This is a genomic window from Bdellovibrio sp. HCB209 (assembly GCF_047306065.1).
In the GTDB taxonomy this organism is placed as follows: Bacteria; Bdellovibrionota; Bdellovibrionia; order Bdellovibrionales; family Bdellovibrionaceae; genus Bdellovibrio.
In genome coordinates this window covers 3330401-3355406 of sequence record NZ_CP178618.1, presented here as the reverse complement: position 1 = coordinate 3355406, position 25006 = coordinate 3330401, and the positions used below count along the sequence as shown (strand labels likewise).

General features: G+C 45.4%; 26 protein-coding genes. 15 read left to right on the top strand and 11 right to left on the bottom strand.

What is annotated here, in order from left to right; genetic code table 11:
• Position 1: 1 nt before the first annotated feature.
• The 10 genes from ACLVWP_RS16265 (at position 2) to ACLVWP_RS16220 (ending at position 9333) form a co-directional block, all read left to right on the top strand.
• Positions 2 to 715, top strand: a complete 714-nt coding sequence (locus ACLVWP_RS16265) for a FliO/MopB family protein (protein ID WP_413558706.1) — start codon at positions 2 to 4, stop codon at positions 713 to 715.
• The gene (gene fliP, locus ACLVWP_RS16260) at positions 712 to 1470 is read left to right on the top strand and encodes a flagellar type III secretion system pore protein FliP (RefSeq protein ID WP_413558705.1); all 759 of its coding nucleotides are present in this window, start codon (positions 712 to 714) and stop codon (positions 1468 to 1470) included. Before ACLVWP_RS16265 ends, fliP begins: the two co-directional genes overlap by 4 nt.
• Positions 1471 to 1478: 8 nt before the next feature.
• A complete protein-coding gene (fliQ, locus tag ACLVWP_RS16255; RefSeq protein WP_413558704.1) occupies positions 1479 to 1751 on the top strand; it encodes a flagellar biosynthesis protein FliQ in 273 nt (90 codons plus the stop codon).
• 6 nt (positions 1752 to 1757) lie between these two features.
• Positions 1758 to 2537, top strand: coding sequence for a flagellar biosynthetic protein FliR (gene fliR / locus ACLVWP_RS16250; protein WP_413558703.1), 780 nt, complete (start codon positions 1758 to 1760; stop codon positions 2535 to 2537).
• A gap of 38 nt (positions 2538 to 2575) precedes the next feature.
• Positions 2576 to 3640 (top strand): flagellar biosynthesis protein FlhB, encoded by a 1065-nt coding sequence (gene flhB, locus ACLVWP_RS16245; protein WP_413558702.1) that lies wholly within the window; start codon positions 2576 to 2578, stop codon positions 3638 to 3640.
• A complete protein-coding gene (gene flhA, locus ACLVWP_RS16240) occupies positions 3640 to 5739 on the top strand; it encodes a flagellar biosynthesis protein FlhA (RefSeq protein ID WP_413558701.1) in 2100 nt (699 codons plus the stop codon). The genes flhB and flhA overlap by 1 nt, the downstream gene beginning before the upstream one ends.
• Positions 5729 to 7165, top strand: a complete 1437-nt coding sequence (gene flhF / locus ACLVWP_RS16235) for a flagellar biosynthesis protein FlhF (RefSeq protein ID WP_413558700.1) — start codon at positions 5729 to 5731, stop codon at positions 7163 to 7165. Before flhA ends, flhF begins: the two co-directional genes overlap by 11 nt.
• Positions 7162 to 7992, top strand: a complete 831-nt coding sequence (locus ACLVWP_RS16230; RefSeq protein ID WP_413558699.1) for a MinD/ParA family protein — start codon at positions 7162 to 7164, stop codon at positions 7990 to 7992. Before flhF ends, ACLVWP_RS16230 begins: the two co-directional genes overlap by 4 nt.
• A gap of 79 nt (positions 7993 to 8071) precedes the next feature.
• On the top strand, positions 8072 to 8857 hold the full coding sequence (locus ACLVWP_RS16225) for a FliA/WhiG family RNA polymerase sigma factor (RefSeq protein WP_413558698.1): 786 nt from the start codon (positions 8072 to 8074) through the stop codon (positions 8855 to 8857).
• A 137-nt stretch (positions 8858 to 8994) separates the two neighbouring features.
• A complete protein-coding gene (locus ACLVWP_RS16220) occupies positions 8995 to 9333 on the top strand; it encodes a hypothetical protein (RefSeq protein WP_413558696.1) in 339 nt (112 codons plus the stop codon).
• 2 nt (positions 9334 to 9335) lie between these two features.
• Here ACLVWP_RS16220 and ACLVWP_RS16215 read toward each other — a convergent pair whose 3' ends face one another.
• Complete coding sequence (locus ACLVWP_RS16215; protein ID WP_413558695.1) at positions 9336 to 10475, bottom strand: RNA polymerase factor sigma-32; 1140 nt, start codon at positions 10473 to 10475, stop codon at positions 9336 to 9338.
• Positions 10476 to 10506: 31 nt separating this feature from the next.
• Positions 10507 to 10812, bottom strand: coding sequence for a polyhydroxyalkanoic acid system family protein (locus tag ACLVWP_RS16210; protein ID WP_413558694.1), 306 nt, complete (start codon positions 10810 to 10812; stop codon positions 10507 to 10509).
• Between the two features lie 205 nt (positions 10813 to 11017).
• Here ACLVWP_RS16210 and aspS point away from each other — a divergent pair, with 205 nt between their 5' ends.
• A complete protein-coding gene (gene aspS, locus ACLVWP_RS16205; RefSeq protein ID WP_413558693.1) occupies positions 11018 to 12844 on the top strand; it encodes an aspartate--tRNA ligase in 1827 nt (608 codons plus the stop codon).
• 34 nt (positions 12845 to 12878) lie between these two features.
• Here aspS and ACLVWP_RS16200 read toward each other — a convergent pair whose 3' ends face one another.
• Entirely contained in the window at positions 12879 to 13532 is a 654-nt protein-coding gene (locus ACLVWP_RS16200; protein ID WP_413558692.1) for a hypothetical protein, read from the bottom strand.
• A 75-nt stretch (positions 13533 to 13607) separates the two neighbouring features.
• Between ACLVWP_RS16200 and ACLVWP_RS16195 the strand changes: the two genes are divergently transcribed.
• Complete coding sequence (locus tag ACLVWP_RS16195) at positions 13608 to 14378, top strand: DUF1266 domain-containing protein (protein ID WP_413558691.1); 771 nt, start codon at positions 13608 to 13610, stop codon at positions 14376 to 14378.
• Between the two features lie 129 nt (positions 14379 to 14507).
• Positions 14508 to 14936, top strand: a complete 429-nt coding sequence (locus ACLVWP_RS16190) for a hypothetical protein (RefSeq protein ID WP_413558690.1) — start codon at positions 14508 to 14510, stop codon at positions 14934 to 14936.
• Here the strand turns inward: ACLVWP_RS16190 and ACLVWP_RS16185 are convergent.
• The 3 genes from ACLVWP_RS16185 to ACLVWP_RS16175 form a co-directional block, all read right to left on the bottom strand.
• The gene (locus ACLVWP_RS16185) at positions 14839 to 15981 is read right to left on the bottom strand and encodes a CpaF family protein (RefSeq protein ID WP_413558689.1); all 1143 of its coding nucleotides are present in this window, start codon (positions 15979 to 15981) and stop codon (positions 14839 to 14841) included. The genes ACLVWP_RS16190 and ACLVWP_RS16185 overlap by 98 nt on opposite strands.
• Entirely contained in the window at positions 15978 to 17285 is a 1308-nt protein-coding gene (locus ACLVWP_RS16180; RefSeq protein WP_413558688.1) for a pilus assembly protein, read from the bottom strand. Before ACLVWP_RS16180 ends, ACLVWP_RS16185 begins: the two co-directional genes overlap by 4 nt.
• 81 nt (positions 17286 to 17366) lie before the next feature.
• Positions 17367 to 18470, bottom strand: a complete 1104-nt coding sequence (locus tag ACLVWP_RS16175) for a response regulator (RefSeq protein WP_413558687.1) — start codon at positions 18468 to 18470, stop codon at positions 17367 to 17369.
• Between the two features lie 192 nt (positions 18471 to 18662).
• Between ACLVWP_RS16175 and ACLVWP_RS16170 the strand changes: the two genes are divergently transcribed.
• Positions 18663 to 20753 carry a hypothetical protein gene (locus tag ACLVWP_RS16170; RefSeq protein WP_413558686.1) on the top strand — a complete coding sequence of 697 codons (2091 nt, stop codon included), beginning with the start codon at positions 18663 to 18665 and terminating at the stop codon, positions 20751 to 20753.
• A 59-nt stretch (positions 20754 to 20812) separates the two neighbouring features.
• Positions 20813 to 22084 (top strand): amidohydrolase, encoded by a 1272-nt coding sequence (locus ACLVWP_RS16165; protein WP_413558685.1) that lies wholly within the window; start codon positions 20813 to 20815, stop codon positions 22082 to 22084.
• Here the strand turns inward: ACLVWP_RS16165 and ACLVWP_RS16160 are convergent.
• From ACLVWP_RS16160 to ACLVWP_RS16140, 5 genes are all read right to left on the bottom strand, one after another.
• Positions 22081 to 22944, bottom strand: coding sequence for a hypothetical protein (locus tag ACLVWP_RS16160; protein ID WP_413558684.1), 864 nt, complete (start codon positions 22942 to 22944; stop codon positions 22081 to 22083). The two genes, ACLVWP_RS16165 and ACLVWP_RS16160, sit on opposite strands and share 4 nt — an antisense overlap.
• Positions 22945 to 22952: 8 nt before the next feature.
• Entirely contained in the window at positions 22953 to 23483 is a 531-nt protein-coding gene (locus ACLVWP_RS16155; RefSeq protein ID WP_413558683.1) for a hypothetical protein, read from the bottom strand.
• A 111-nt stretch (positions 23484 to 23594) separates the two neighbouring features.
• Positions 23595 to 24299 carry a hypothetical protein gene (locus ACLVWP_RS16150; protein ID WP_413558682.1) on the bottom strand — a complete coding sequence of 235 codons (705 nt, stop codon included), beginning with the start codon at positions 24297 to 24299 and terminating at the stop codon, positions 23595 to 23597.
• Positions 24300 to 24671, bottom strand: a complete 372-nt coding sequence (locus ACLVWP_RS16145; RefSeq protein WP_413558681.1) for a hypothetical protein — start codon at positions 24669 to 24671, stop codon at positions 24300 to 24302.
• Positions 24643 to 24915, bottom strand: a complete 273-nt coding sequence (locus ACLVWP_RS16140) for a Flp family type IVb pilin (protein ID WP_413558680.1) — start codon at positions 24913 to 24915, stop codon at positions 24643 to 24645. The genes ACLVWP_RS16145 and ACLVWP_RS16140 overlap by 29 nt, the downstream gene beginning before the upstream one ends.
• Between the last annotated feature and the right edge of the window lie 91 nt (positions 24916 to 25006).

Here is a 25006-nt window from a genome sequence, read left to right as displayed (position 1 = left end):
AATGAAGTGGATTCTTTCTCTTCTTTTCGTAATTTCCGTAACTGCCCACGCGGCAGACAAAGAGGCCCCTACCTCTGATGCAGCTCCAACAGCTGTATCTGCGGAAGCCAATGATGTTGAAGCGGCTCCGGTGCCGACTGAAGAAACTGCCAAAGATGCAGTGGCTTCTAAGGATTTGCCAAAAGTCGACAACAGAAAAGAATCTGAAATTCCACTTAATTTGGATAAACAGAAGACTGCAAATGCTGACGGTTCTGGTTGGTTCCGCATTCTTTTGACTCTTTCTATCTTGGGTCTGGTGGCTTCGGGCGCATTTTTCTTTATGCGTAAGTACAACAGACCAACAGAACGTAAACACCAAACTCAAATCAAAGTTTTGCAACAGCATTACTTGGGTCCGAAAAAGAGTTTGGCGATCGTTCGTGTTGCAGGCGAATCCATTTTGATCGGTATCACTGATCAAAATATTTCTATGATTAAATCATTGTCTTTGCTTGATGACGAAGTTCCTGAAGAAGCTCCAAAAAGCTTCGGGAAAGTAATGGGCTCATTTGACGAAGACGAAACTACAAATGAGGAACCAGCCGCACGTGTGAGCTTTAATACTCGTTCTAAGGAAACTCCTAAGAACTTGGATGCAGATGAAGAATTTGCGATCAGTGGTATTAAAGACATCGTTTCAAAACGTTTGAAAGGCATGAGGAATTTTCAGTGAACTTTAAGAAACTGACTCTTTGGAGTTTGATTCTGCTTCCACTTGTTTTGCTGACAAGCTCACATGCTTTTGCGCAGGTGACTTTGCCGACAGTTAACTTGGGTTTTAAAACTTCTGACAACCCAAATGAAGTTGTTAACGCGATTAAACTCGTCATGATCATGACGGTGCTGACTTTGGCACCTGCGATCTTGATTATGATGACGGGCTTTACTCGTATCATCATCGTGTTGTCTTTCTTAAGACAAGCGATGGGTGTTCAACAAATGCCGCCAAATCAGTTGTTGGTGGGTTTGTCCCTGTTTTTGACTTTCTTTGTAATGCAACCAGCATTCAACGAAATCAACACGGCGGGTGTTCAACCTTACCTTAAAGGTACGATCACTCAAGACCAAGCGATCGAAAGAACCTTGGCTCCACTTCGTAAATTCATGTTCAACCAAACTCGTGATTCAGATTTGGCATTGTTCGTAAGACTTTCCAAAGTTGAAAAACCTAAAACACGCGCTGAAGTTCCAACAATGGTTTTGGTTCCGGCGTTCGTGGTTTCTGAACTTAAAACGGCTTTCCAAATTGGTTTCATCATCTTCTTGCCATTCCTGGTGATCGATATCGTTGCATCCAGCGTTTTGATGGCGATGGGTATGATGATGCTTCCGCCGATCGTGATCTCGCTTCCGTTTAAAATCATGCTGTTCGTTCTTGTCGATGGTTGGGGCTTGCTGATTGGCTCAATGGTAAAAAGTTTCGGTTGAGGTACAAGATGACTGAAGAATTAGTAATTAGACTTGGACAAGATGCTTTAAGAACAACTGCGATGTTAGCAGCACCTCTTTTGATCAGCACGCTGATCGTGGGTTTGGCTGTTTCCATTTTTCAAGCGCTGACACAAATCAATGAGCAGACTTTGACGTTCATTCCAAAAATGATCGTTGTCGCTGCCGTGCTGGTTTTGGCGGGGCCGTGGATGATGGATGTCCTAACGACATACACATCGACGTTGATTGATAATATTCCGGCGATGGTAAGGGAATAGTCTTAGATGCTGAATTGGACGGCTTTCACAGAAGCACAAATCTTACTTTTCGCGCTGATCTTTCTGCGCATGATTGCTTTTGTGGTGGCCTCTGCATTCTTTGGATCTGAGTCGATCCCAGTTTCTGTAAAGGTTTTATTGTCGCTCGTATTAAGCGTTATGCTATTCCCGATCGTGCGAATCAGCAACGTGGATTACCTAGTAATCTCTAATGAAATCATCTCCTTAGCTATCCGCGAATTAGTCGTCGGATTGAGCATCGGTTTTTTAACCCGCATCTTCTTTTTCGTTGTCTCTATGGTGGGGGATCTCATCGCAATGAGCTTGGGTTTATCTGCGGGCCAAATGTTCAATCCTTTGCTCGGTACAACGGGTAATGCGATGGAATCTTTCTATTCGACTCTTGGAACGTTGGTTTTCCTCGCAATTAACGGCCACCACATTCTGATCAGAGCTATTTTTGAAAGCTATTCTTTGGTGCCAGTTAGTTCTCTAAGTTTAAATATCGGACCGTTTGGCGAGATCGCTACATTTGGTTCTACTGCCCTGATACTCACAATCAAGATGTGTGCACCAGTTTTGGTGACGATTTTGTTGGTAAACCTCGCAATGGGTATCCTTGGAAGAGCAGTTCCCCAGATCAACGTCCTGGTTACAAGTATACCAGTCACGATCATGATCGGGATGACAGTGGTTTTTATCTGCTTGCCTTTGATGATTATGGAAATGAATGGACTGGTAGAGATGACGGCCAGTCAGGTGTTCAAATTCATGAAGGCGTTGTAGAATTTAGAGAGAGAAATGAAGTTCTAGGAAGGAACTAAGTGTCGGGAGAAAACGATAGCGAAAAAACCGAAGAGGCAACGGACGCCAGACGGGAAGAGTTTCGCAAAAAAGGAAATGTCGCTCAATCGAAGGAGTTGGCAACAGCAGTTTTGTTGTTGGCAGCTGCTGGCGGTGTTTATGCTTTGGGTCGTTTCTTCTTTAAAAATTTCTATGACCTTTTCCTTTATTCCTTCGGACCGGACATGGTTACAACCATTCGCACCGGGAACTTCACAGAAGCTCTTCGTATGAACGGAGAGAAGACATTGATTTTGATTGCGCCAGTAATGGGTATTGCTGGTTTGTTGGGTGTTGCTGCAACGGTTGTGCAAGTTGGTTTCTTGCAAGTCGAAGAAGCAATGACACCAGATCCAAACAAGCTGAATCCTGTTGAGGGTATGAAGCGTGTTTTCAGTCTTCGTGCTGTTGTAGAAGCCCTTAAGGGTATTCTTAAAATGGGCGCAATCGGTTTGGTTTTGTATTTCTTGTTACGTGGGGAAGTTCATCAGATTCCATACATGATGAGTTTCTCGATTGAACAAATCTGCACTTACATTGGCGCTATCGTCGCTAAGCTTTTGGGCGGTGTTGGTGGAGTGATGTTGGTTCTTGCTGGAGCTGACTACTTCTATCAACGTTGGGACCTTGAAAAGAAAATGATGATGACGAAACAAGAAGTGAAAGAAGAGCACAAGCAGCGCGAGGGTGATCCTATGATCAAATCGCGCATTCGTCGTATCCAAAGGGAAATGGCCTCGAAACGAATGATGGCAGATGTCCCAACGGCTGACGTTGTGATCACGAATCCGACGCATATCGCGGTTGTTCTGAAGTATTCAGACAACTTACCAGCTCCTCAAGTGGTGGCGATGGGTGCGGATCACATTGCAGAGAATATTAAAGCCCTCGCAAGAGAGCATAATATTCCAATCGTTGAGAATAAACCATTGGCCCGCACGATCTTTAAAACCATGAAGATCGGACAAGTGATTCCTAGGGATCTATTTGTCGCGGTGGCTGAAGTGCTTTCATATGTTTATCGCTTACGTAGGAAGAAAAGATAATGGAAGAAGTTTTTCAATTTTTAAAAAGATTCGATAAGATTACCAAGAATACGGATCTTTTTATGGCGTTTGGTATCCTGGCGATCCTAGCGGTAATGATTATTCCATTGCCGCCGATGATGCTGGATATCTCTCTTACGTTCTCCCTAGCGATCAGTATCTTGATCTTGCTAGTAAGTATTTATACGCAAAGAGCTCTTGATTTCACGTCGTTTCCATCGCTGTTGTTGATGACGACGTTATTCCGTTTGGCGCTGAACGTAGCGACAACTCGTTTGATTCTGACTCACGGACATGAAGGTGAAAAGGCAGCCGGTGACGTTATCGCGTCTTTCGCGAATTTCGTTGTCGGTGGTAACTATGTCATCGGGTTTATCATGTTTGCGATCCTTATCGTCATCAACTTCATGGTAATCACTAAGGGTTCTGGGCGCGTAGCCGAAGTCGCTGCACGTTTCACCTTGGATGCGATGCCTGGTAAGCAGATGTCGATCGATGCGGAGTTGAATGCCGGTCACATCACTGAAGCTGAAGCTCGTAAACGTCGTCGTCAGATCGAACAAGAAGCGGACTTTTACGGAGCGATGGACGGTGCCTCTAAGTTCGTACGTGGTGACGCTATCGCCGGTATCATCATTACTTTGATCAATATCTTGGGTGGTTTGGCGATCGGTGTTATCCAAAAAGGTTTGGATGTTGGCACGGCTGCTAAGTACTACACGATGTTGACGATCGGTGACGGTTTGCTTGCGCAGATTCCAGCCCTGATCATCTCAACTGCTGCCGGTACAATTGTAACTCGTACTTCAAATTCTGATAAAGACATGGGTTCTGAGGTTACGAGCCAACTTTTGGTCAACCCACGTGCCGTGATGATTTCCGGTGGTGTATTGATCCTTATGGGTATCGTACCGGGTCTTCCAACAATTCCATTCTTGTTCATGGGTGGTTTGTTGTGCGGAACTTCTTGGGTTATTACAAAGTTCAAAGCAGAAACTGCGGCGAACGAAAAGAAAGCTTTGGAAACTCAAGCTATCGCTCCCAAGAAAGAAAACATCGAAAGCATGCTTCCAGTCGACATGGTCGAGTTGGAAGTTGGTTACGGTCTTATCAGTATTGTTGAATCTGATCAGTCGGGTGACTTGCTTGAGCGTATCGTCAGTATCCGTAAGCAGTTTGCTTTGGATCTGGGGATCGTGGTGCCAAGTATCCATATCCGCGACAACTTGCAATTGGCTCCGGGTGAATACCGCGTGATGATCAAAGGCAATAGAGTCGGTGGTGGTACTCTTCGTCCTGAATCTATGCTTGCCATGGATCCAGGTAACGTTTCTGAAAATATCGACGGTATTAAAACTAAAGAACCAGCGTTTGGCTTGGATGCTCTTTGGATTTCTCCGAATCGTAAAGAAGATGCAGAGATGGCTGGTTACACAGTTGTCGACTTGCCAACAGTTATGGCTACTCACTTGACGGAAATCGTTCGTGCTCATGCCCATGAATTGTTGGGTCGTCAAGAAGCGGCTTCGTTGATCGAAAACTTCAAAAAATCTCACCCGAAAGTGGTGGAAGAGCTTATCCCAGATCTTATGTCATTGGGTTCTGTGGTTCGTGTTATGCAGGGTCTTCTTAAAGAGCAAGTTTCAATCCGTAACTTGCTTACGATCTTTGAAACATTGGCAGACGATGCTCCACGTACTAAAGACGTTGAGGTGTTAACAGAGTCTGTGCGTAAAGCACTCGCTCGCGGTATCACAGCAAAATACACAACAGAGCAAGGTAATATCCCAGTTATGACTTTGCATCCTGTTATCGAAGAACTTATCGCGAACTCTTTGCTACAAACTGAGCAAGGCGTTCAATTGGTGATGGATCCAAATACAGCTCACCGCCTGATCAATGAGATCGCGCGTGCAGTTGAGAACCATCCAGAAGTAGCAAGTCAGCCGATCCTGCTGACGAGCCCAACTTCTCGTCGTCATATTTATAAACTGACATCTAGATTTATCCCTCAGTTGGTTGTGCTTTCGCATAACGAGCTGACTTCTGATGCGGATGTTCAGTCTGTTGCACTTGTGGAGATGAGCCATGCAGGTTAAGAAATTTGAAGCACGTACTATGAAGGAAGCTCTGGAGATGGTGAAGACCCAATTGGGTCCCGATGCCATTATCCTCTCTGCCCGCGACAACAATAAAAGCTTTGGCTTGGTCGGTGAGGGGAGTGTTGAAATCACTGCCGCCGTTTCTGAGGAGACTTTGCAAAAGAAAAGATTTGCAGAGTCTAAGCTGCGTGAGCAAGATCGCGAAAGATTCGCGGCAAGCACAGCACGCCAACAAAAAGAACTAATCCACAAGATGGTGGAAAAGCATGTGCAAAAAAATCAACCTCCTGCGCAAATCACGCAGCGTCGTTATATCGACATCGAGGATGAAAACGAATATGCACGCCAACAAAAAATGTCTGAGGAAAGAGTTAAGAACGCGGCTCAACGTGCTCTTCATGCTTTCCAAGAACAAGAGCAAAACTTTGCTCCGAAAAAGGCAGCTGCTCCAGTAAGAGCTGCTGCTCCGGCCCCTGCGCCAGTAAGAGCGGCAACTGAGTCACCGGAAGTGGCTGCTTTACGAAACGAAATCGCAAGTTTGAAGCAAGTGATCACACAGTTTCAACAAATGCCGCAGTCATTCGTGGGTGCGCATCCAGGTGCTGATTATGGGATCTCTTACGATCTAAGCTCTATTTTTGAAAAACTGACTCGCTCAGGTATGGCTCCAGAAATCGCGGCGGATATCCTGACGCAAACTCAAGAGTCTTTGCCTGCATTGAAATTGAAAAACAAAGCTTTGGCTGAAGCATTCGTTGCTCGCCATGTTTTGGATGCTATTAAAATTGCTCAAAACCCAACAGCTGGAAAAATTCACTGCTTCGTGGGACCTGCGGGCAGTGGCAAAACTTCTGCGTTGATCAAAATGGCCAGTCACATGGTCGTTCGTGAGCGCAAGAAAGTAGCGATCTTTACGACGGATACTTTCAAAGTGGGCGCTGCGGATCAAATGAAGATCTATGCACAAATTTTGAATGTCCCGTTCTCTGTGATTCGTTCTCAGAATGACTGGCAGAACTTGATGCGCTATTTGGCGAATGTCGATTGCGTGTTGGTAGACTTTGCAGGCTTGAGCCTAAAAAACAGCGAAGAGATCAATTTGCTGCGCAGTCTTTTGCCGCCACAAGCATTGAATGCAAATATCCATTTAACGATGTCGACGAATACAAAAGACGCTGATGCGATCGAGTTGGGTCGTCGTTACTCTGTGCTAGGTTATAAAGACGTGGTTTTCACTGCGTTGGATGAATCTACTCAGCACGGTACTATCTATAATTTTATGAAGCGCTTTGATATTCCACTTCACTCTTTCGGTATTGGTTCGCGCGTTCCTGAAGACTTTGAATTCGCAACTAAAGAGCGTTTGTTGGATTTGATCTTTAAAATTACAAAATTTAAACAACAGGATTCTGAAGCAGTATGAGTCGTCTGAATACTTTCGATCTATATCGCACTAGAACAATCAGCATCACTTCTGGAAAGGGTGGTGTTGGTAAAACGACTTTGGTTGCCAATCTGGCTTTGAGCTTGGCACAAAAGGGCAAAAAAGTTTTGATCTTGGACGGCGACTTGGGCATGGCCAACGTGGATATCATGTTTGGTGCAAGAACCCAAGGTAGCATCCACGATATCCTTGCGGGTCGTAAAGAGATGAAAGACATCTTGATGGAAGTTTCCAAAGATGTGTTTTTGATTCCGGGTGGCAGCGGTGTTGTTGAGTTCAACAATCTGAACCACTTTGAAAGACGTGCGATGGTTGAAGCGGTGAGCTCTTTGCCAATGGGCTTTGACTATCTGTTGATTGATACGGCTCCGGGTATCGCCGAGAACGTATTGTTCCTAAATTCTGCAGCTCAATCTGTCAGTGTGGTTATCACGCCGGATCCATCGAGCTTCGCAGATGCCTATGCTTTGATTAAAGTTTTGAATAAACAATATAAAGTGAATCACTTTTCTATCGTCTGCAATCAAGTGCGTGACGAGGAAGAGGGAATCAGCTTGTACAAGCGCTTCAACGATGTAGTGAATCGCTTCCTGTACGTTGGTCTTGATTACTGGGGCTCAGTTCCAAACGATGCGGTTTTAAGAAAAGCAACTCAAATGCAGCGTCTCATTGTGAGACACGATGTGGGTGCGGAATCTTCTAAGGCAATTCGTCAAATTTCTGCGCAGATCGAAAAATCCTCCAAGCTTATTGAAGCTAATGGCGGAATGCAGATGTTCTGGGATCAAGTGGTGGGTGTGGCTTAGGCTGATCCCTAGGCTTACACAGAATTGGACTTTCAGCGTACAGGGCTGTTTGCTAACATAGACTTCAAGAGGGATAAATATGGGGAAAAATGCGGCATTGTTGAAGAAGTACAAGGAAGAGCCACGTCAGCTCGCGCCGACAAAAAAAGACGACCTAATTAAAGAATACGCTCCACTCATTAAATTTATCGCTCAGAAGATCGCCGTTAGACTTCCCTCTAACATCGAATTGGATGACTTGATTTCTGCTGGTGTAATCGGTTTGATGGATGCCATCGAAAAATACGATTCCACACGTGATAATAAATTTAAGACTTACGCTGAATTCCGTATCCGCGGTGCTATCCTGGATGAACTTCGTGCTCAAGACTGGGTGCCACGTTCTATCCGTGATAAAGCAAAACTTTTGGATCGTACAATGGTTCAATTGGAAGCTGATTTGGGTCGTACAGCGACGGATGAAGAAGTTGCAAAACAACTTAACATCTCTATCGATGAATTCCATGACATGGTTAACCAAGTTCGCCCTGTGAGCTTGTTGCCAATCGACCAAGCAACTACTTTCAGTAACACAGACAAGAAATCCATCATGGATATCTTGGAAGGTTCTCGTACGAACAGCCCATTCAACCAATTGAATGTTAAAAACATCAAAGAAGTTGTAGCGACGGCGATCGAAGAGCTTCCCGAAAGACAACGCCTGGTTCTTTCTTTGTATTACTACGAAGATTTGAACTTGAAAGAGATCGGTCAAGTATTGCGCGTGACTGAATCCCGCGTATCTCAATTGCACGCTCAAGCAGTAACTCGCCTTCGCGCGAAACTAGCTGCAACGATCGGTGCCGGCGAGTTGGAAGTTTCTTAATTTAATTAATATTTAAGTCTAGTTGAAAGGCTCCCAAACGGGGGCCTTTTCTTTTTTATCGGCAACAAATGGCCACTTTGTCCTGACATTACAGGTATCAAACGGATCTTCTTCTGCGTGCGAGGTAGCATCAAGGTATGAAGAAGATATTTAGTTTCATCATTTTATTTTGCGGCTTAGTTCTTATCTTCAGCGCCACAGCGGCGCCAACGCCTTCACGTGACGAACTGGTGAATGGGGTAAGTTCTTCTCCAGAAGTGGATAGGGCTCTGCGAACTCCCATGTCAGGCAGTTTCAAAGACCCAGGGATTTTGCCATGTCCAGATCAATCTCAGTACACGAAAATGAGGGATTTAGCGAAGCTTGAAAATCACAGCCGTGATTGTAAGCCGCGTGCCAGTGGGACTTTGATGATAGATGGGGATAGACCTGAAGGGGAAGTGCGAGGCTCGGAAGTGCCAGCGCAGTTTGAATAGCTTTAAGGCTCTTCTTCTTCCATCTTCGCTTTGATTTTTTTCATCAAGCGCGCTTCCATTTGGCGAACGGCTTCGCGAGTGATGCCGTATTTTTCGCCGATCTCTTGCAGAGTCAAAGGCTCATCATTCAAGATACGCTCATCCAAAATGATTTTTTCACGATCAGAAAGTTCCGGGCGGATTTCTTCGATTTTGTTTTTAAGAATATCGAGCTGTTCTTGGCGAGCCAGTTGCTCGTCCATCGGAAGATCGCTGATGTTCTTTTGCATTTCACCCAGGCTCGTACCAGAGTCTTCGTCCACAGGTTTATCCAAGCTTACATCTCGGCCTGACATACGCATCGCCATATCGCGAACTTCGTCTTCAGGAATTCCTAAGCGTGAACTAATAAGGGCTGTAGTTGGTTCCACACCCATCGCATCCAAAGCGTTCTTTTCTTTCTGCAATTGATAGAAAAGCTTTCTTTGATTTTGAGTCGTTCCAATACGCACCATCGAATATTGGCGCATCAGGTATTCTTGGATATAACCTTTGATCCACCAAACAGCGTAAGTGATCAGGCGAGCGCCTTTGTAGGGATTGAACTCGCGCACGGCATGCATCAGGCCGACGTTACCTTCTTGGATAAGGTCGATCATTTTTGCGCCGAACTTAGAATACTCCGCCGCTACTTTGACCACGAAACGCAAATTGGATTTAACCAAGGCTTGTGCGGCCTCGGGATCTTTGGTTTCAAAATACTTTTTAGCTAAGGCGATTTCTTCGTCCTTAGTTAAAACTTTGTACTTACGAATTTCATTTAAATAAATTACCAGAGGGTCGGTTGAAGTCAGAGCTTTGGAAGAATCCACTGAAGGAAGCTTCGTGGATTCTTCTTTGTCAGCCTCGACATCAATGTCTTCAAATTCGGCTTCGTCTTGGGAAGGAACAGCGTAGGCTTTGTCAGCCTCGGCATGTTCCATGGAATCAGAAGAGTCATCCTCAACGATTTCAGCGACAACCTTTTTTGGTTCGACTTTTTCTTTGGCGGATTTTTTAGGTTCTTTGGCAGCGGCCTTTTTAGGCGCAGGCTTTTTCTGGCTGGCTTTTTTAGGAGCCGCCGCAGTTTTTTCCTTTGCTGTTGTCGCTTTGGTTTTTGCCATTCGAACCTATCTAAAAATTAAGCCTAGAGAACTAAGCCAAGTACTTAGCGAGTTTCCTCTGCAAAGTTTCTTGGACCTTACCTTTGAACGGAGTCAGCATCAACGGCAGATCCACGGTTACTGACACCTTACTGCCATTACCCGCAGCGGCAACATTAACGTCAGCTTTGAACTGAGACCCGTTCATTTTGCAACTCATCGTTCCATCAGTGAAATCGCACTTCAATTTGGGATCGAATTTACGAATATCAAGGTCATTAGCCAAAAATTCTTTTAATTTTTTGTAGGCTTCTGGGGCTGACTGGGAGGAATCGTGGTCAATCGTGAACTTAGGCATCTTGAGGTCCTTTCTACGTACTGCTCAGTGAAGAGTATATCGCCTGGTTTTGGGAGTTGGGAAGGGATATGGCTGCGAGCTTTACTAGGCTTTGGCCCCGCTTAAACTGGTGCGTTGGGTTTTGACCTTCGTTTCAAAAAATGGGAGTATTTTTGGATGCTTGGGCTGATTCTGGGCATTCTTTCCTTTTAGATAAGGGTTATCCATGAAATTTGTTAAGGATCTGAAGAGAACGGACTATTGCGGCAAGATGACGGCTGCTAATGTTGGACAAAAAGTTGTTGTGATGGGGTGGGTTGATGTTCGCCGCGATCACGGTAATTTGGTGTTCATTGATTTGCGCGACCGTGAAGGTATCGTGCAAGTAGTTCTGGATCCAAACAAAGACGCAACAGCAGCTTCTAAAAATCTTCGTGGTGAATTTGTTATCGCTGTTGAGGGTGTGGTTCGTGCGCGTCCAGACGGCATGAAAAATACAAAAATCAAAACCGGTGAAGTTGAGATCGAAGCCACTCGTTGCGAGATCTTGAATGAATCAGCAGTTCCTCCATTCCAAGCAGGCGATAACAACGTGAATGAAATGTTGCGTTTGAAATACCGTTACTTGGATTTGCGTACACAACGTTTGCAATCACACTTGATCACTCGCCATAAAGTGGCGCAAGTGGTTCGTCGTTTCTTGTCAGACAACGGCTTCTTGGAAGTGGAAACTCCGATCCTTTATAAATCCACCCCAGAAGGTGCGCGTGACTATTTGGTTCCTTCACGTGTGAACCAAGGAACGTTCTATGCGTTGCCACAGTCTCCACAAACTTTGAAACAGCTTTTGATGATCGCGGGTTATGACCGTTACTTCCAAATCGCTCGTTGCTTCCGTGACGAAGATTTGCGTGCGGACCGTCAGCCTGAGTTCTCGCAAATCGATATGGAAATGTCTTTCATCGACCAAGAAGACATCATGGCGATGAATGAAAAAATGCTTCGCACGATCTGGAAAGAGATCAAAGGTATCGATGTGGGCGAAATCCCTCGTATGACATACCAAGATGCAATGGATCGCTACGGTATCGATAAACCTGATACTCGCTTCGGTATGGAAATCAAAGATTTGAAATCCATCGTAACGGGTTCTGGTTTCAAAGTATTTGACGATGTTTTGTCTCGTGACGGTATTGTTCGTGGTATCGCGGTTCCTAAAGGTGGCGCATACTCTCGTGGGCAATTTGATAAACTGACAGACATGGCAAAACGTGCGGGCGCTAAAGGTTTGGTATGGATCAAATCTGAAGCTGACGGCACGATGACATCTCCGGTTTCTAAATTCTTTACGCCAGAAAAATTGGCAGAGATCTTTGCAGCAACAGGCGCACAAAAAGGTGACTGTGCATTGATCGTGGGTGATGAATTCGATATCGCTTGTGCGGCTCTTTCGACATTGCGCTTGCACTTGGGTAAAGAGTTGAACTTGATCGATACTAAATCTTACAAGTTCTTGTGGGTCGTGGACTTCCCACTTCTCGAGTACTCTCCAGATGATAAACGCTGGGTAGCTCGTCACCATCCGTTCACATCTCCTAAGGACGAATCATTTGATGACTTGTTGGGAACGAACGAAGCAGCTTACGGCAAAATCTTGGCGAAAGCTTATGACCTTGTTTGTAACGGTTACGAAATGGGTGGCGGATCTATCCGGATCTATCGTAACGAAATCCAACAAGCGATGTTCCGCCTTCTAGGTATGAGCAAAGAAGAGACTGAACACAAATTCGGTTTCTTCTTGGAGGCTTTGAAATACGGAACTCCTCCACACGGTGGTATCGCTTGGGGTCTTGACCGCTTAGTGATGCTACTTTGTGAAACAGATGCTATCCGTGAAGTGATCGCATTCCCGAAAACGGCGAAAGCGACAGACTTGATGGCAGACTGCCCAAGTGACGTTAGCAACGATCAGTTGGCAGAGGTGGGTGTTCGTTTGAGTGCCTTGGCTGAAAAGGCTTTGGCAGAACGCTCTAAAGGCGACAAAGAAGCATAGTCAGAATAAAGAAAGAGCGCCGAGAGGCGCTCTTTTAGTTTGTAACGGTGATATTTCCTGAAGTGGTAACTACAAACACCTTAGTCACTTGATCCGCAGAGGTCGCAGCCCCCGGATTCATTTGCGCGCGGTTGTCGATTTTTCCAACCTCCGATTTCAAATCAAACTCTAAGATCTGATTTTTATCTACGGTGAACTCAATCGGTCCACTGTGTGATTGTACTTTTAATGTGCCGACAAATTTCTCTGGTAAGTAAACCGCGGCCACCAAACTAGAGTCAGATTCGTCGGTGTACTCTTCGCCATTCACAGTCATGTGAATCCATTGTGAGGCGATAGGTTCGTGCAGATCTAATAACAAACCACTTTGCGCGGGTCTTTGAAAAATAAAAGGACCATGTTCAAAGCGAGGTGCTTTTCCTTCTAAAGATACTTTAAGCGTTGAACCACTGTAGGTACGAACATGAATCGGCATGCGGTTGCTGGCGATATGAATCGTGTCGACACCTTGTAGGAAGTATTCCTCTTGTTCTTTGTAGTCCACGCCACTGGTAAAGTGTTTGGTAACGGAACTAAAGGCCGTAAAGACAGAGTTGGGATTATAGATCGTATAACCGACCAGAATAATCATTGCGCCTACGAAAATAAAAAAGAGGGCGATTGCGCCCAAGATCAGCTTCTTCAACATGCTCATTATTTATCACATTGAAAATGACAAAGAAACGTAATTGAATAAAGACAGATCTTCACTAGGAGTGACCCAATGCAAAGAGTTCTGCCAGAAACAACCTTAGAAAAAAACATGATGTGCATGGGTGCCGTATTCATTGAGGAAAATCATCTTCTGGATGATTTGTATGAAATTATTGGTTCTGACCTTGTGGATGGCAAAGAGTTGGCAGAGGACATCAAAGACCAAGTTTTAGATGAGGTGGGGGAGTATTTCTTTCGCCTGGATTTGAACTGGGGTGAAGAAATCAAAGCCGACTGTATTGAGATTCTTCAGGATTTTTGGGGAGTTAAATCTCGCGAAGATGTTTTGAAAAACCTCGAAGACATTCGTCAACAAGGTCACCGCGTGAAATTCAATGTCCTGCGTGGGATTGTTCCTGCTGAAGGAGATCTGGATGGCCACACCTTGGAAAAATTCAAACAGGTCTTTTCTTTTGATTTTACCGAAGACCAACCGGTTGAGTTAACGACTGAGGATTATAAAAAACTCGCACAATGGTTTCAAAGAACCCATAAGTTCTTAAGAGAGCCAGGGATCTTGGCGTGGGATGCAGCTCGTTTTGTTCATTTGGCCCGCTTGGGTTTTGTGGCAGGTTACATTGACGACAATGAAGCCTGGGCCGAGATTTTAAAGATGGCTCCCATTGCAGATGGCAAGTTTGATTCGTGGATGGATTTCGCACAGAGCTTTCTGATCGGTCGTACATTCTGGTCGGGCAGTGAGGATCCTCAGATGAAAACAATCTGCGAGCGTCTCTTGGGGCATCCCGCAAGTCCTTGGAATTTCTACCCTCTTTCTTAACTCCCGAAACATATCATATGACCTAGGTCCAGAATCACGGCCCGGGTCTCAAGCTGAGACGTCTTATTCCGATACGAAGTGTAAGGGAAACCATGGATGGTTTTTCTTAAACACACACGGAGGTGTGGAATGGAAAAAATCAGCGGCATTCTACCGGCAAGTGCTCGAACTAAGATGATCGATACGTCGTCGTCTTTAGCGGCTCGCCCGGGAGCTCCTGAATTCGGTCGTATGCAAGGAAAGAATTCTTTGGGTGACAGAGTTCAGTTGAGTAAGCAATTGGAAGAAATGCGCCAGTCAGGTCAAATGCCTGAACCGGAAGCTCCAATTTCTTATAAAACGCCTGAGATGAGCAAAAAGAAAGTGATCGAGGATTTGAACAAAGCGTTCTTCACAAATCCAAAATCCATTGCTCGTGAAAATTCTGAAGTGACTCGCTCTGAGGAAGCTTTCCAGAATACTAAGAATGCGGAAGAATTCTTCCCGTCTCAGTCAAGTCGACCGGCTCAACCAGGAAGCCATGATCTTCCAGGGAGCAAAGTCGATAAGCCCCTTTAAAATATCTTAAACCTGATGGCTCTCGGTCGACCACGAGGATGTAGTCGAGCGAGAGTTGAATCAGACGACGAATGGCCGTCAAACTCCATTGGGGAGCTCCCATTTGAATCAGCATTTCTAGGCGGATCAATGCCTGATTTGCATCTTGCGCATGAAGTGTTCCAAAGCTTCCCGCATGTCCTGTGGCTAACGCCATCAAAAAATCCTTCGCTTCAGCTCCACGAACTTCTCCCATAACCAAACGGTCGGGTCTTAAACGCAAAGATCTTTTCACCAATTGTGTTTGATCGATATTTGGCAGCAGTCCCTGCGGATCTTCTCTGGTTAAAAGTTTCATGCTGGCTTTGTTGGAAAGTGAAATTTCGGAGGTGTCTTCAATAACTACGACACGTTCGTGCGCAGGCAGCAGATTCAACATGGAATTAAGCACTGATGTCTTCCCTGATCCGGTCGAGCCCACAACCAAAAAGTTTTTACGCGATCCCATGAGCTCTGAGAAAAACCGGACAGCATTGTTATCACACCAATTCGCAGAATGAAGTTTTGCAAATGTCCAAGGGTTCTTGGGATGGCGGCGCAGTGACAGGTGAGTGTGTGACTGAGTCAAGTCACTGCCAATCAGACTTAAACGAAAATCTCCAAAGCTGCTATCTGCTGAAGGATGCTCGACCGTGATAAAGCATTTGGCTGCTTGAGAAATTCGTTCGATGCAATTTTTGAAACTGATTTCTGATAGAAAGGCATCTTGGTATTCATGCAGACGACCACCTTTTTCAAACCAAATGGTTTCGGGGCCGTTGACTAAGATCTCTGAAATATCTTGATCATCCATCAAACGGCAAAGGGGTCCCCAAGAATAGAACTCATTTTGAATTCGTTGCGCGACCTCCGAAGACATCTTGCTGGTTTCGTTTTTAATCAGTTGATCAATTTTCTGAGATCGTAATTGGGTTTCTTCGTCAGGGGAGAGTAGGAGTTCATTTAAAGGAAGACTTTGAATCTTTGTTTGTAGTTCAGAATAGATGGTTTTTAATTCAGTGGTCATAAGTTCCTGCGAATGTCGCCGACGTGTTGTGGGGAGGAATCATTATCATCACCTTCAGTCATGATCGAGGGGCGAACAAAAATCACCAGCTCTGAACGGTTTTCCTTGTAGTCTTTGCTGGCAAATAGAGCGCCCAATATTGGGATTCGTGAAAGCATGGGCAGTCCATTTGAGCCTCGCCCTTCTTCGTTCTGTAGTAATCCGGATAGGGCGATCGTTTGCGGGCGAGTCAGATCAAAGTGGCTAGATACTCGATTGGTGAGGATGCCCGGAATGCCATCCACAGCGCGGCCATTATCGAGTGTTGAAACTTCTGTTTCGATCGAAAGGCTGATGCGACCTGTGGAATCGGCCTTGGGTTTTACTCTCAGTAAAATCCCATAGCGCTTCCACACGATGTCTTGGATTTTGTAATTCATAATCTTAATTGGGAATTCGCCACCAGCCAGGAATTCGGCTTCGCTGCCGCTACGGCAGATGATGTTAGGGCTCGCTAGGATTTTTCCGAATCCTTTTTGCTCGAAAGCATGAATTGAGAAAGGGTTTTCGGCAAAAGCGACATTTCCGTCAGGCAAAATACTAGCGTTGTAGGCCTCTGGCCAGCGAATTCCAAAGTTGACTGCATTAGATCTTCTAAGCTCGGCGACGGTGATCTGGACTTTCACAGTCGGAGCAATTTCTAAGCTCGTTTGATCTTTGATGATAGCGATTCCATATGGGCGCAGAAGTTTCTTATACTTTGCGAGGATCAAATCGTTTCCGGATACACGTACTTCTGCCGATGGCAGAAAGATAACTGTTTGTGGCGGGATGCGTGCTTTACTAAAGAGCGTTGAAAAGTATTGCTGGCTTTCAGATTGAAGCGAAGCAGATAAGCTTGCGCGCATCTGATAGGAAATACCACTGGCATCGACAAGCTCGGCCAAGCGAATCCAATCGCTCATGCGATACAAACGACCCGTGATAATTAAGTCTCCTTCACCGACCTCGATGGAAAGACCAATGATTTTACTGATGCTCTTTTTTAGATTCGCAAACTGCGCGCGTTTTTCAGGATGGATCACTTGAATGCGGTAAAGATTCTGATCGATACGGACGGTGGTCATTCCCTCTTGAGCTCCCTTCAGTGTTAAGCGACCTCCGGTGGAGTCTGCCTTAAGGATCGCGCGGTCTTGAATCCATACGGATGATTTTGCACGTAAGGGCAGGTGAGTGCTTTCTCCCAAAGAGATGTTGATCTCTTTAGTTGCTGCGTGAATTTGAAAAGGAAGGAATAAGCATAAAAGAATGAGGAGTGTCTTCATGCTTTTAATCGAAGCAAGCTTAATGCGGAATCCTCGCCAGTACAGGTTTTACTGCCTTGGCGAGGTTCGGACATTTACGGATTAAGCGAGCGGAAGTTCAAAGAACACGAGGACGCCTTGGTCTGTGTTTTTGAATTGTAGCTGCGATTGGTGAGCTTTAAGAATGGCCTGACAAATCGTCAGTCCCAAGCCTGTGCCCGTGGAGTGATGCATGACATCTTCATCGATGTAGAAAGGCTTCATGATTTTATCCACAACACGTGGGGAAAGGTGCGGGCCTCTGTTGGAAACAGAAAAGCGCATTAAGCCACCTTCGGGTTGAACGTGGACTTCGATTTGACTGCCGTCTTGACCAAACTTAGCAGCATTGTGAATTAATCTTTGCATGATTTGTTTTACCAAGCGCACGTCAGCTTTAACGCCGGCAGGATTGATGCTGTTGTTCACTGTCAGATGTTTTTGGTTCAGCAAGTGAGATACTTCTTTCGGAAGCTCATCAAATTCAGAGAAAGAAACATTCTGTACATCGATCTTAAGCTGATTTGTTTCGGCACGAACAACCAACAGAACATCATCCACCAGACTTTTCAGTCTTTCAGCGCTGCGGGAAATGCGATTCACCATAAGTTTGTCTTCATCAGCAAGTGAAGATTCGCTGAGAAGAGCAGAGAAGCTTAGAATCGAAGTGAGCGGTGTTTTCAATTCATGATTGATCAAGATCATGAAATTAGATTTTGCAACGTCGAGACTTTTTAATTCCTCGAGTGCTTTTGCCAATTCATCGTTCTTAACTTTTAATTCCTGACCAATCGTAAATCTTTCAACGGCGTGGTCGACAGTATTTGAAAGATCAACAGGGTCCCACGGTTTCGTGATGTAGCGGAAGATCTGACCTTTATTCACAGCGCTGATCACAGATTCTAAATCTGTATATCCCGTCAAAAGAATACGAACTGTCTCAGGATGAGATTCCAGAGTTTTTTCTAAAAACTCCACTCCAGTCATTTCAGGCATTCGTTGATCGGTGATGATCAAAGCTAGTTGCCCTGGATGTTCGTCGAGAACCTCCAAAGCCTGCTTTCCAGACGTAGCCTTAAGTACAGTATATTTCTTTCGAAACAACCGTTCTAAGGCCTCCACGTTATCTATTTCATCGTCAACACAAAGAATTGTGTGCTTGCTCATATAAAGGAGTGTAGGATTTGAAGAGTACGAGTGCAAAGTATTTTCAAGAAGTACTTAGGTTGTCATGGAAGACGACGAGCTTGGTCTAGAAACCTCAATATTGGTCTGGATTGATTAATTTTGAGTCAAGTCTCTCCGCTATCCTGACGATTAGTATAACGAATATACGTTTTTTATTTCAGGAGATCGATTATGAAATTATGGATTCTCGTTGCAACTCCACTGATGATTGTGTTGAGTTTTGCACTGAATGCCAACGCTCAGTATGCAGCTGCATATGGTAATGCCGGTATCGGTATGTACGGTGGTATGCAAGCGTGCCCATATAATTACGGTGGCGCTCAAGCAGCAACAAGCGAAGATGATGAAGTATCAAACATCAAGCAAACCATCGCTGAAATGAAAAAAGAGCAAGCTCAGAAAAAGAGCGAGCTTAAAAGAATGGAAACAGAATTGAAGCGTGCTAAGCGTGACATCGATGATGTTATCGCTGATCCGTACTCCTCTGTTCTTTACAATCACATGGATAACGTTCGTTCATGTAACGAATATCAAGGCACTGGCGGTTCTACAGAAGACGGCAGTGAAGTTTCTAGCAACGAAAATCCTGAAAGTGGACAACTTGATTCTCCAGAGCCATTCTCTTTGGAAGCTTGGAGCCAAGGTGTAAACCCTGTGTGTGATCGCCGTCAAAGAGGTACGATCAATCCACAAGTTTGTATTTCTCGTGTTTACCAAACGACAGATCACAAACCAGGTAACTCTGACAGATGTAAAAAAGCTCTAACGTCTTATAAAACTTCGACTCAAAAAGCCAGTAAGCTTCGTGATGAAATCGAAGGCTTGAAACGTGCGATTGAATATAAAAGCGATGACTTGAAAGACGCAAGACAAGCAGCGATCGATGCACGCAGAGAAGCGCAACAAGAAGCTACTGAAGGTGGCATCTGTCCAGGTTGTGCGACTTCAGGAAATGGTTATACATATCAAAAACCACAAACTGACTGGGCGAGCGTAGTTGCCAATGTCGGTATGGGTGTTCTTGGTACATATCTTGGTTACCAGCAAAATAAAATGGTTGTCGAAAACAACGCCAACCTTGGTTATCCTTCGAATCCTTATCCATCATGGGGCTACGGCTTCCCATACTTCGCGACAGGTTTGACTCAAGCGTTGGGTGGTGGTTCAGGTGTTTACGGTGCTATCGGTGGCGGTGTCGGTGCTGGTGGTTTCGGTTGCAGCGGTCAAAATGGTGGTCCTTACGGAATGTATGGTCCGTATGCTGGTGCGAACGGTACGGGCATGTGGGGTAACCCTTATGCGATGTCTATGATGAACCCGATGATGGGTGGCGGTATGTATCCAGGCGGCATGGGCCCTTGGGGTATGTCTGGTCCGATGGGCATGGGTTATCCAGGTCTTGGTATGAATGGTATGGGCATGATGGGTGCCTATATGGGAACTTACATGGGTAACATGATGGGCGCATACCCAGGTGGTATGATGGGTTCTTACCCGGGCGGCATGATGGGTGCTCTTGTGAGTGGTATGGGTATGATGGGTTCATATCCAGGTGGCATGGGCATGAGCGGTATGATGGGTGCTTATCCGGGCGGTTACGGAATGATGGGCGCGTACCCAGGCAGCATGGGAATGGGCATGGGTATGATGGGATCATATCCGGGCATGGGCATGATGGGTTCTTACCCAGGTGGCATGGCTTATCCAGGTTCTATGGTTGGTGGCGTCGGCATGGGTATGATGGGTTCATATCCAGGTGGTATGGGCATGAGCGGTATGATGGGCGCTTATCCAGGCGGCATGGGCATGATGGGAACTTACGGTTCTTACATGGGTGCGATGTCGAGTGGTTACGCGGGTGATATGGGCATGATGCAAATGCAACAACAGATGATGCAAATGCAGATGCAACAATACCAAGCGCAAATGGCTCAACAACAAGCTTACATGCAATCGCAAATGCAACGTCAGCAAGCCTCTGCAAGCGTTGTTCAAGAGATCATGAGCTTGCAACAAAGACTTTATTACATCCAATCTGGCGCGTACTCGGGTAGCCCAGGTTACATTGGTGGTTCTGGATCTTCGGGCTACTATAATAATGGTTACTTCGGCTCTTACGGTGGTGGTACAGTTCTTCCGAGCGGCGTTATCACTGGTGGCGGTAACACAGCTACAACTCCAATTGGTGGAGGCGTAACTGTTCCAGGTACAATCCCAGTTCCAACAGGGACGACGGGAGTTGGCGTCGGCACAGGTCGCTAATTTAGATTTTAAAATTTAACTTAATAAATGTAAGGCCCTCTGATAAAACAGAGGGCCTTATGCATTTAAAGATCCCACGTCTTTATGACAGTCATACTCACTTTTTAGCGACCGGCGAATTTGCGACGGGCCTTATGCTATTTGATCTACCAAGTGCCGAAGCCGTTCGTTATGTGTCCTTGCAGGATAAAACCGCGTTTCGTGGTGGTTGGCTTGTTGGGTTTGGCTGGGATGAAAATAAATGGGCGGATAAGAAGCTTCCGACTAAGCAACAACTTGATGAGATCTTTCCAAACTATCCAGTCTATCTATGTCGCGCTGATGGGCACACTGCTTGGGTGAATTCAGCAGCGTTGAAAAAGTTGGGACTGCAATCGGATTCAGGACTACTTTCAGAAAAAGATCATCTGCAAAGTTTCGAAAGAATTCCGCCGTTCGCGAAAGCACAACAGCGTCAGCAAATTCTGGCAGCGTGCAAGCTGTACAATCGCGCGGGCTTCACTCATATCCGTGATATGTCGTGCACAGATTCATTATGGAATCTTTTGGTAGAGATGGAAGAGGCTGGGGAGTTAACCCTAGCGATCGAAGAAAACTACACCGTTCATGAGCTGAATCAGTTAGACAAGGCGATTGCCTCTGTTCTGGTGGCACGTAAAACGCCAAGTCGCCTGTTGCGTGCTAAGGGAATTAAATTTTTCTATGATGGGTCCCTGGGATCTGAAACCGCATTATTGTCTCGTCCCTATAACGGTGAGGGTAATAACTTCGGTAAAACATTGTGGTCATTGGAAGACGCCGAAGAACTGATGAAACTGACTTGGGCGGCGGGCCTTGAAGTTTCAGTTCATACTATCGGTGATGAAGCTGCCCACCAAATGGTGAAGTCAGCTCGTAAAGTTTCTGCACAAGGATTTGTGGGACGTTTGAATTTAGAACACGCCCAAGTTCTGCGTAACGAGACGATTCAAATGATGAAGCCTTTGCATGTTCGTTGTCATATGCAACCTTGCCACTGGCTGAGTGATCGCAAGTGGTTGCAACAAAAGCTACGCGGTTTGTATTCCTATGCATTTCCGTGGGAAGCACTTAAGAACGCACAGATTCCAATTTCATTTGGTTGCGACAGTCCGATCGAGGCGACGTCATTTTTTGCAAATCGCCAAGCACTCGAGGAAAGTCCGAAGGATCGAATCAAGAAATTCACTGGCGATCTGAGTGTTGTGCATGGTCACCCAGATGCATCTTATACAGATTCTTGGACGATTATTAATGGCAATGAAATCGAAGAAGTTGTCTTTGATGGGAAGCCTTTGGATCTAAAATCCTAAGGCTTGTCGATAACGATTTTTTTATCTTTCAAACCGTAAGCGGCTCCGCCTACCAATAAAATTCCCACAGGAATCAACCAGGCTTTGTTATCTTGAGCCCACTCCGCGAGTGATCTTGATTTCCCTGCATCTTGGAAGGCTTTGATGCAATCGCGTTTAAAGAAAATAGCTCCAGAACTTTGCACCGTGAAGTCATCGATGTTCGATGAAAACCCTGAACAGCTGCCGTCCACTAAGGGTTCACCCACGAAGTGCTGCTGCATGAATTGCGAGTAAGTCCCTTTGAATTCGATGGCTTTGTGAGAGTCCGAGTACAACGTAAAGCTATAAACCGCGTCTTTGGATATTTGTACAAGTGCGGAAGTAGTGAACGAATAGGCCACCGACTCAAGTAAAAGCCCCTGCGCAAAGGGCCATTGTTTTTTCATTGCAGTAAAATCTAAGCTTGTTGTGCCGCAATTATCGAAAGGTACGGAAAGAAGCCCACGCACTTTGCAGTTGAGGCGAATCAAATCCTGATTTTTGCTTAAGTCTTTTCGTTCTAAAAGTTTATTCGTCAGATCATAGATGTAATTAATTGAAGTGCTGCTAAGGCGATCAGGAATGTTCATCAGACGCAGAACAATTTCATTTGAAGGGGAATCAAGTTTTTCCGCTAAGGCATAAAGGGATTCTTCTTGAGAAGGGTTTGATTCGGAATGCTGGCGCAGATACTGACTATAGGAGATGGCTGACGGATTTTCCTTAAGGAAAGTTTCAAACGCGTTTCGATCGCTTCCAGGGGACTGAATGATGATGGAGGCTTGTGCCGCAGACAACGCACAAAGTGTGTTCATCAGAATTAAAACCAATTGTTTCATAATATTTCCTAGTTCGCGTATTCAATCTGCACGGAGTTTTTTCGTTCTTGCACAACTTTGCTTCCGCGGACTTCAGGGTTTTGGACAACGGCTACGAAGGGACCATTCTGCTTCAGAATTTTTTGGCCTTCGGATTCTTTAACCAAAACAGCGAATTGATCGGGATTGCGGGGAGCTCGAACAAGTTTCACTCGTGAGGCGACAAGATAGCCACCTTTACGCCCCTCTTGGGAGGTTAGGTAAAGATCGACGACTCCGCCCATGTTGCCGATAATCGAAGCCAAGGATTCCGAGTTAGAAAGCTCCAAAGGAATTAGTACCAAGCCCTGCGGAATAAATGTGTCTACCGATTCTGGAGGTAATTCTTCGGCCGTGGGGGCGGGTACTGGTTTGGCGTTACTGTTGAAATACGAAATACATCCCAGAACCACAAATCCAGCCATGAGAAGTTTGTATTCGAATTTCAGAGCCAGTATTTTTTTAACGAGCGACATCTCGAGAAAATTGGTGGCGTTGATTTCTTTGTTTAATATTTTCATAAACGTTTCCCCTCTGCTTATAATTGCGCCCGGAATTTTGTTGTTCTTTGAATTTCGCAAAGCCAATGCAGAAGACGAAAAGTACGAAGAACATAAAAATGCAGGTCTCGATTAAAATTTGTCCCTTAGAATTTTTGGAACCCATGAGTGATTCCTTTCGGTCACTGAAACAGAGCAAGATTTTTCAAACTTGAAGCTGCCTGCGGTGAATGAGTGCAGATGATCTTGCACGGAGAGGCGGTATTGCCATTTTTGCACCAAGGATTGTCGTTCCTCGATGTCGGGAGCAGTTCGGTAGGTCGGAGCGATGTCCGTGGAGTCCGGAATCACGGCCAAACGGGGAGTGGCTCCACCTTGAGTTTGATATTGGGCTTTGAAAAGAGAATTGTAGAGTTTCAAATCGCCGGCCATTTTTCTGATGTTTCTGCTCGTGGTGATTTGCGCTTCTTGCAGATGGCGATTTCCCTCGGAGATGATTTGTTTTTGCTTGGTATCTAAAGTCTGTTGTTGGCTTTGGATACTCTGCAATCGTTTTACGGCAGCAAAGTTTGCCGGGGTTCCCATTGTTGCGAGAACTTTTAGTTTGGCGGCAGTCTTTTGGATTTTAAGTTGGGTGGCTTTAGCATTTAACTTAAGAAGGGCGTCGATTTGTTTACCGGCTTTTTCTTGGCCTAAGATTCCGTCACTCCGGCAGGTGAACAGAAAACGCTGCTCGATTTGAATCAGCGATAGGACGCCGTAACCTGCGAAGGCCATTCCTAAAAGCACGGGCAAGAGTGGAATCATGATGGCGAGGGCAAAGCCACGGTTATTCATTTAACGATCTCCCTTCAACGGAAAGTTCATGACCTTGGTTATGGAGATGGGATATTTCCATCCGATGACGGAGATCTTTCCTTTAAGTTGCCGACCGCTGAATCCATTGCTGTAGAGCTCGATTCTGACTTGTTCTTTTTTTAGGACGATTTTTGAGACTTTCTTTTCAAAGTTCCTGGAGCAATGGCTGCGAGAATTTGCATCCGTGCAAATCATCGCTTCATGTAGGGTGTGATCGACATAGAAATAGAGAAGTGCGCGATAGCTCACGAAAAGAAGTAAACAGATGAAGGCAATCGCGACCGGAAGAATAAGAACTGTTTCAAGCAGTCCTTGTCCTGTCTTATTTTTTAGATTTGCTGGATTTGTCATTTACGGCGTCTTCAAAGAAGTTTCCGAAATCACGTTTTTTGTACATGCCATCGGTGACTTCTTTTGCGGCGATCTTGCCGGACTCGCCACCCAGGGCTTTAGCGACATTGGCGAATTGCACGTCGATGTTGGCGCCGACGACTTTGATCACGGCGATACTGCCGACGGCAACGATAGCCACGATGATCAGATACTCGATCAAGCCTTGGCCTTTTTTATTTTTAATTAGTTTTTTTGAATTCATATGAACCTCCGCGGGGAGGCTCTGCAAGGTTGGAACTATTTTAGAATTAGATAGAACGGGGAAGGCTTCCCGCTGTTCGGACAAGGACGAA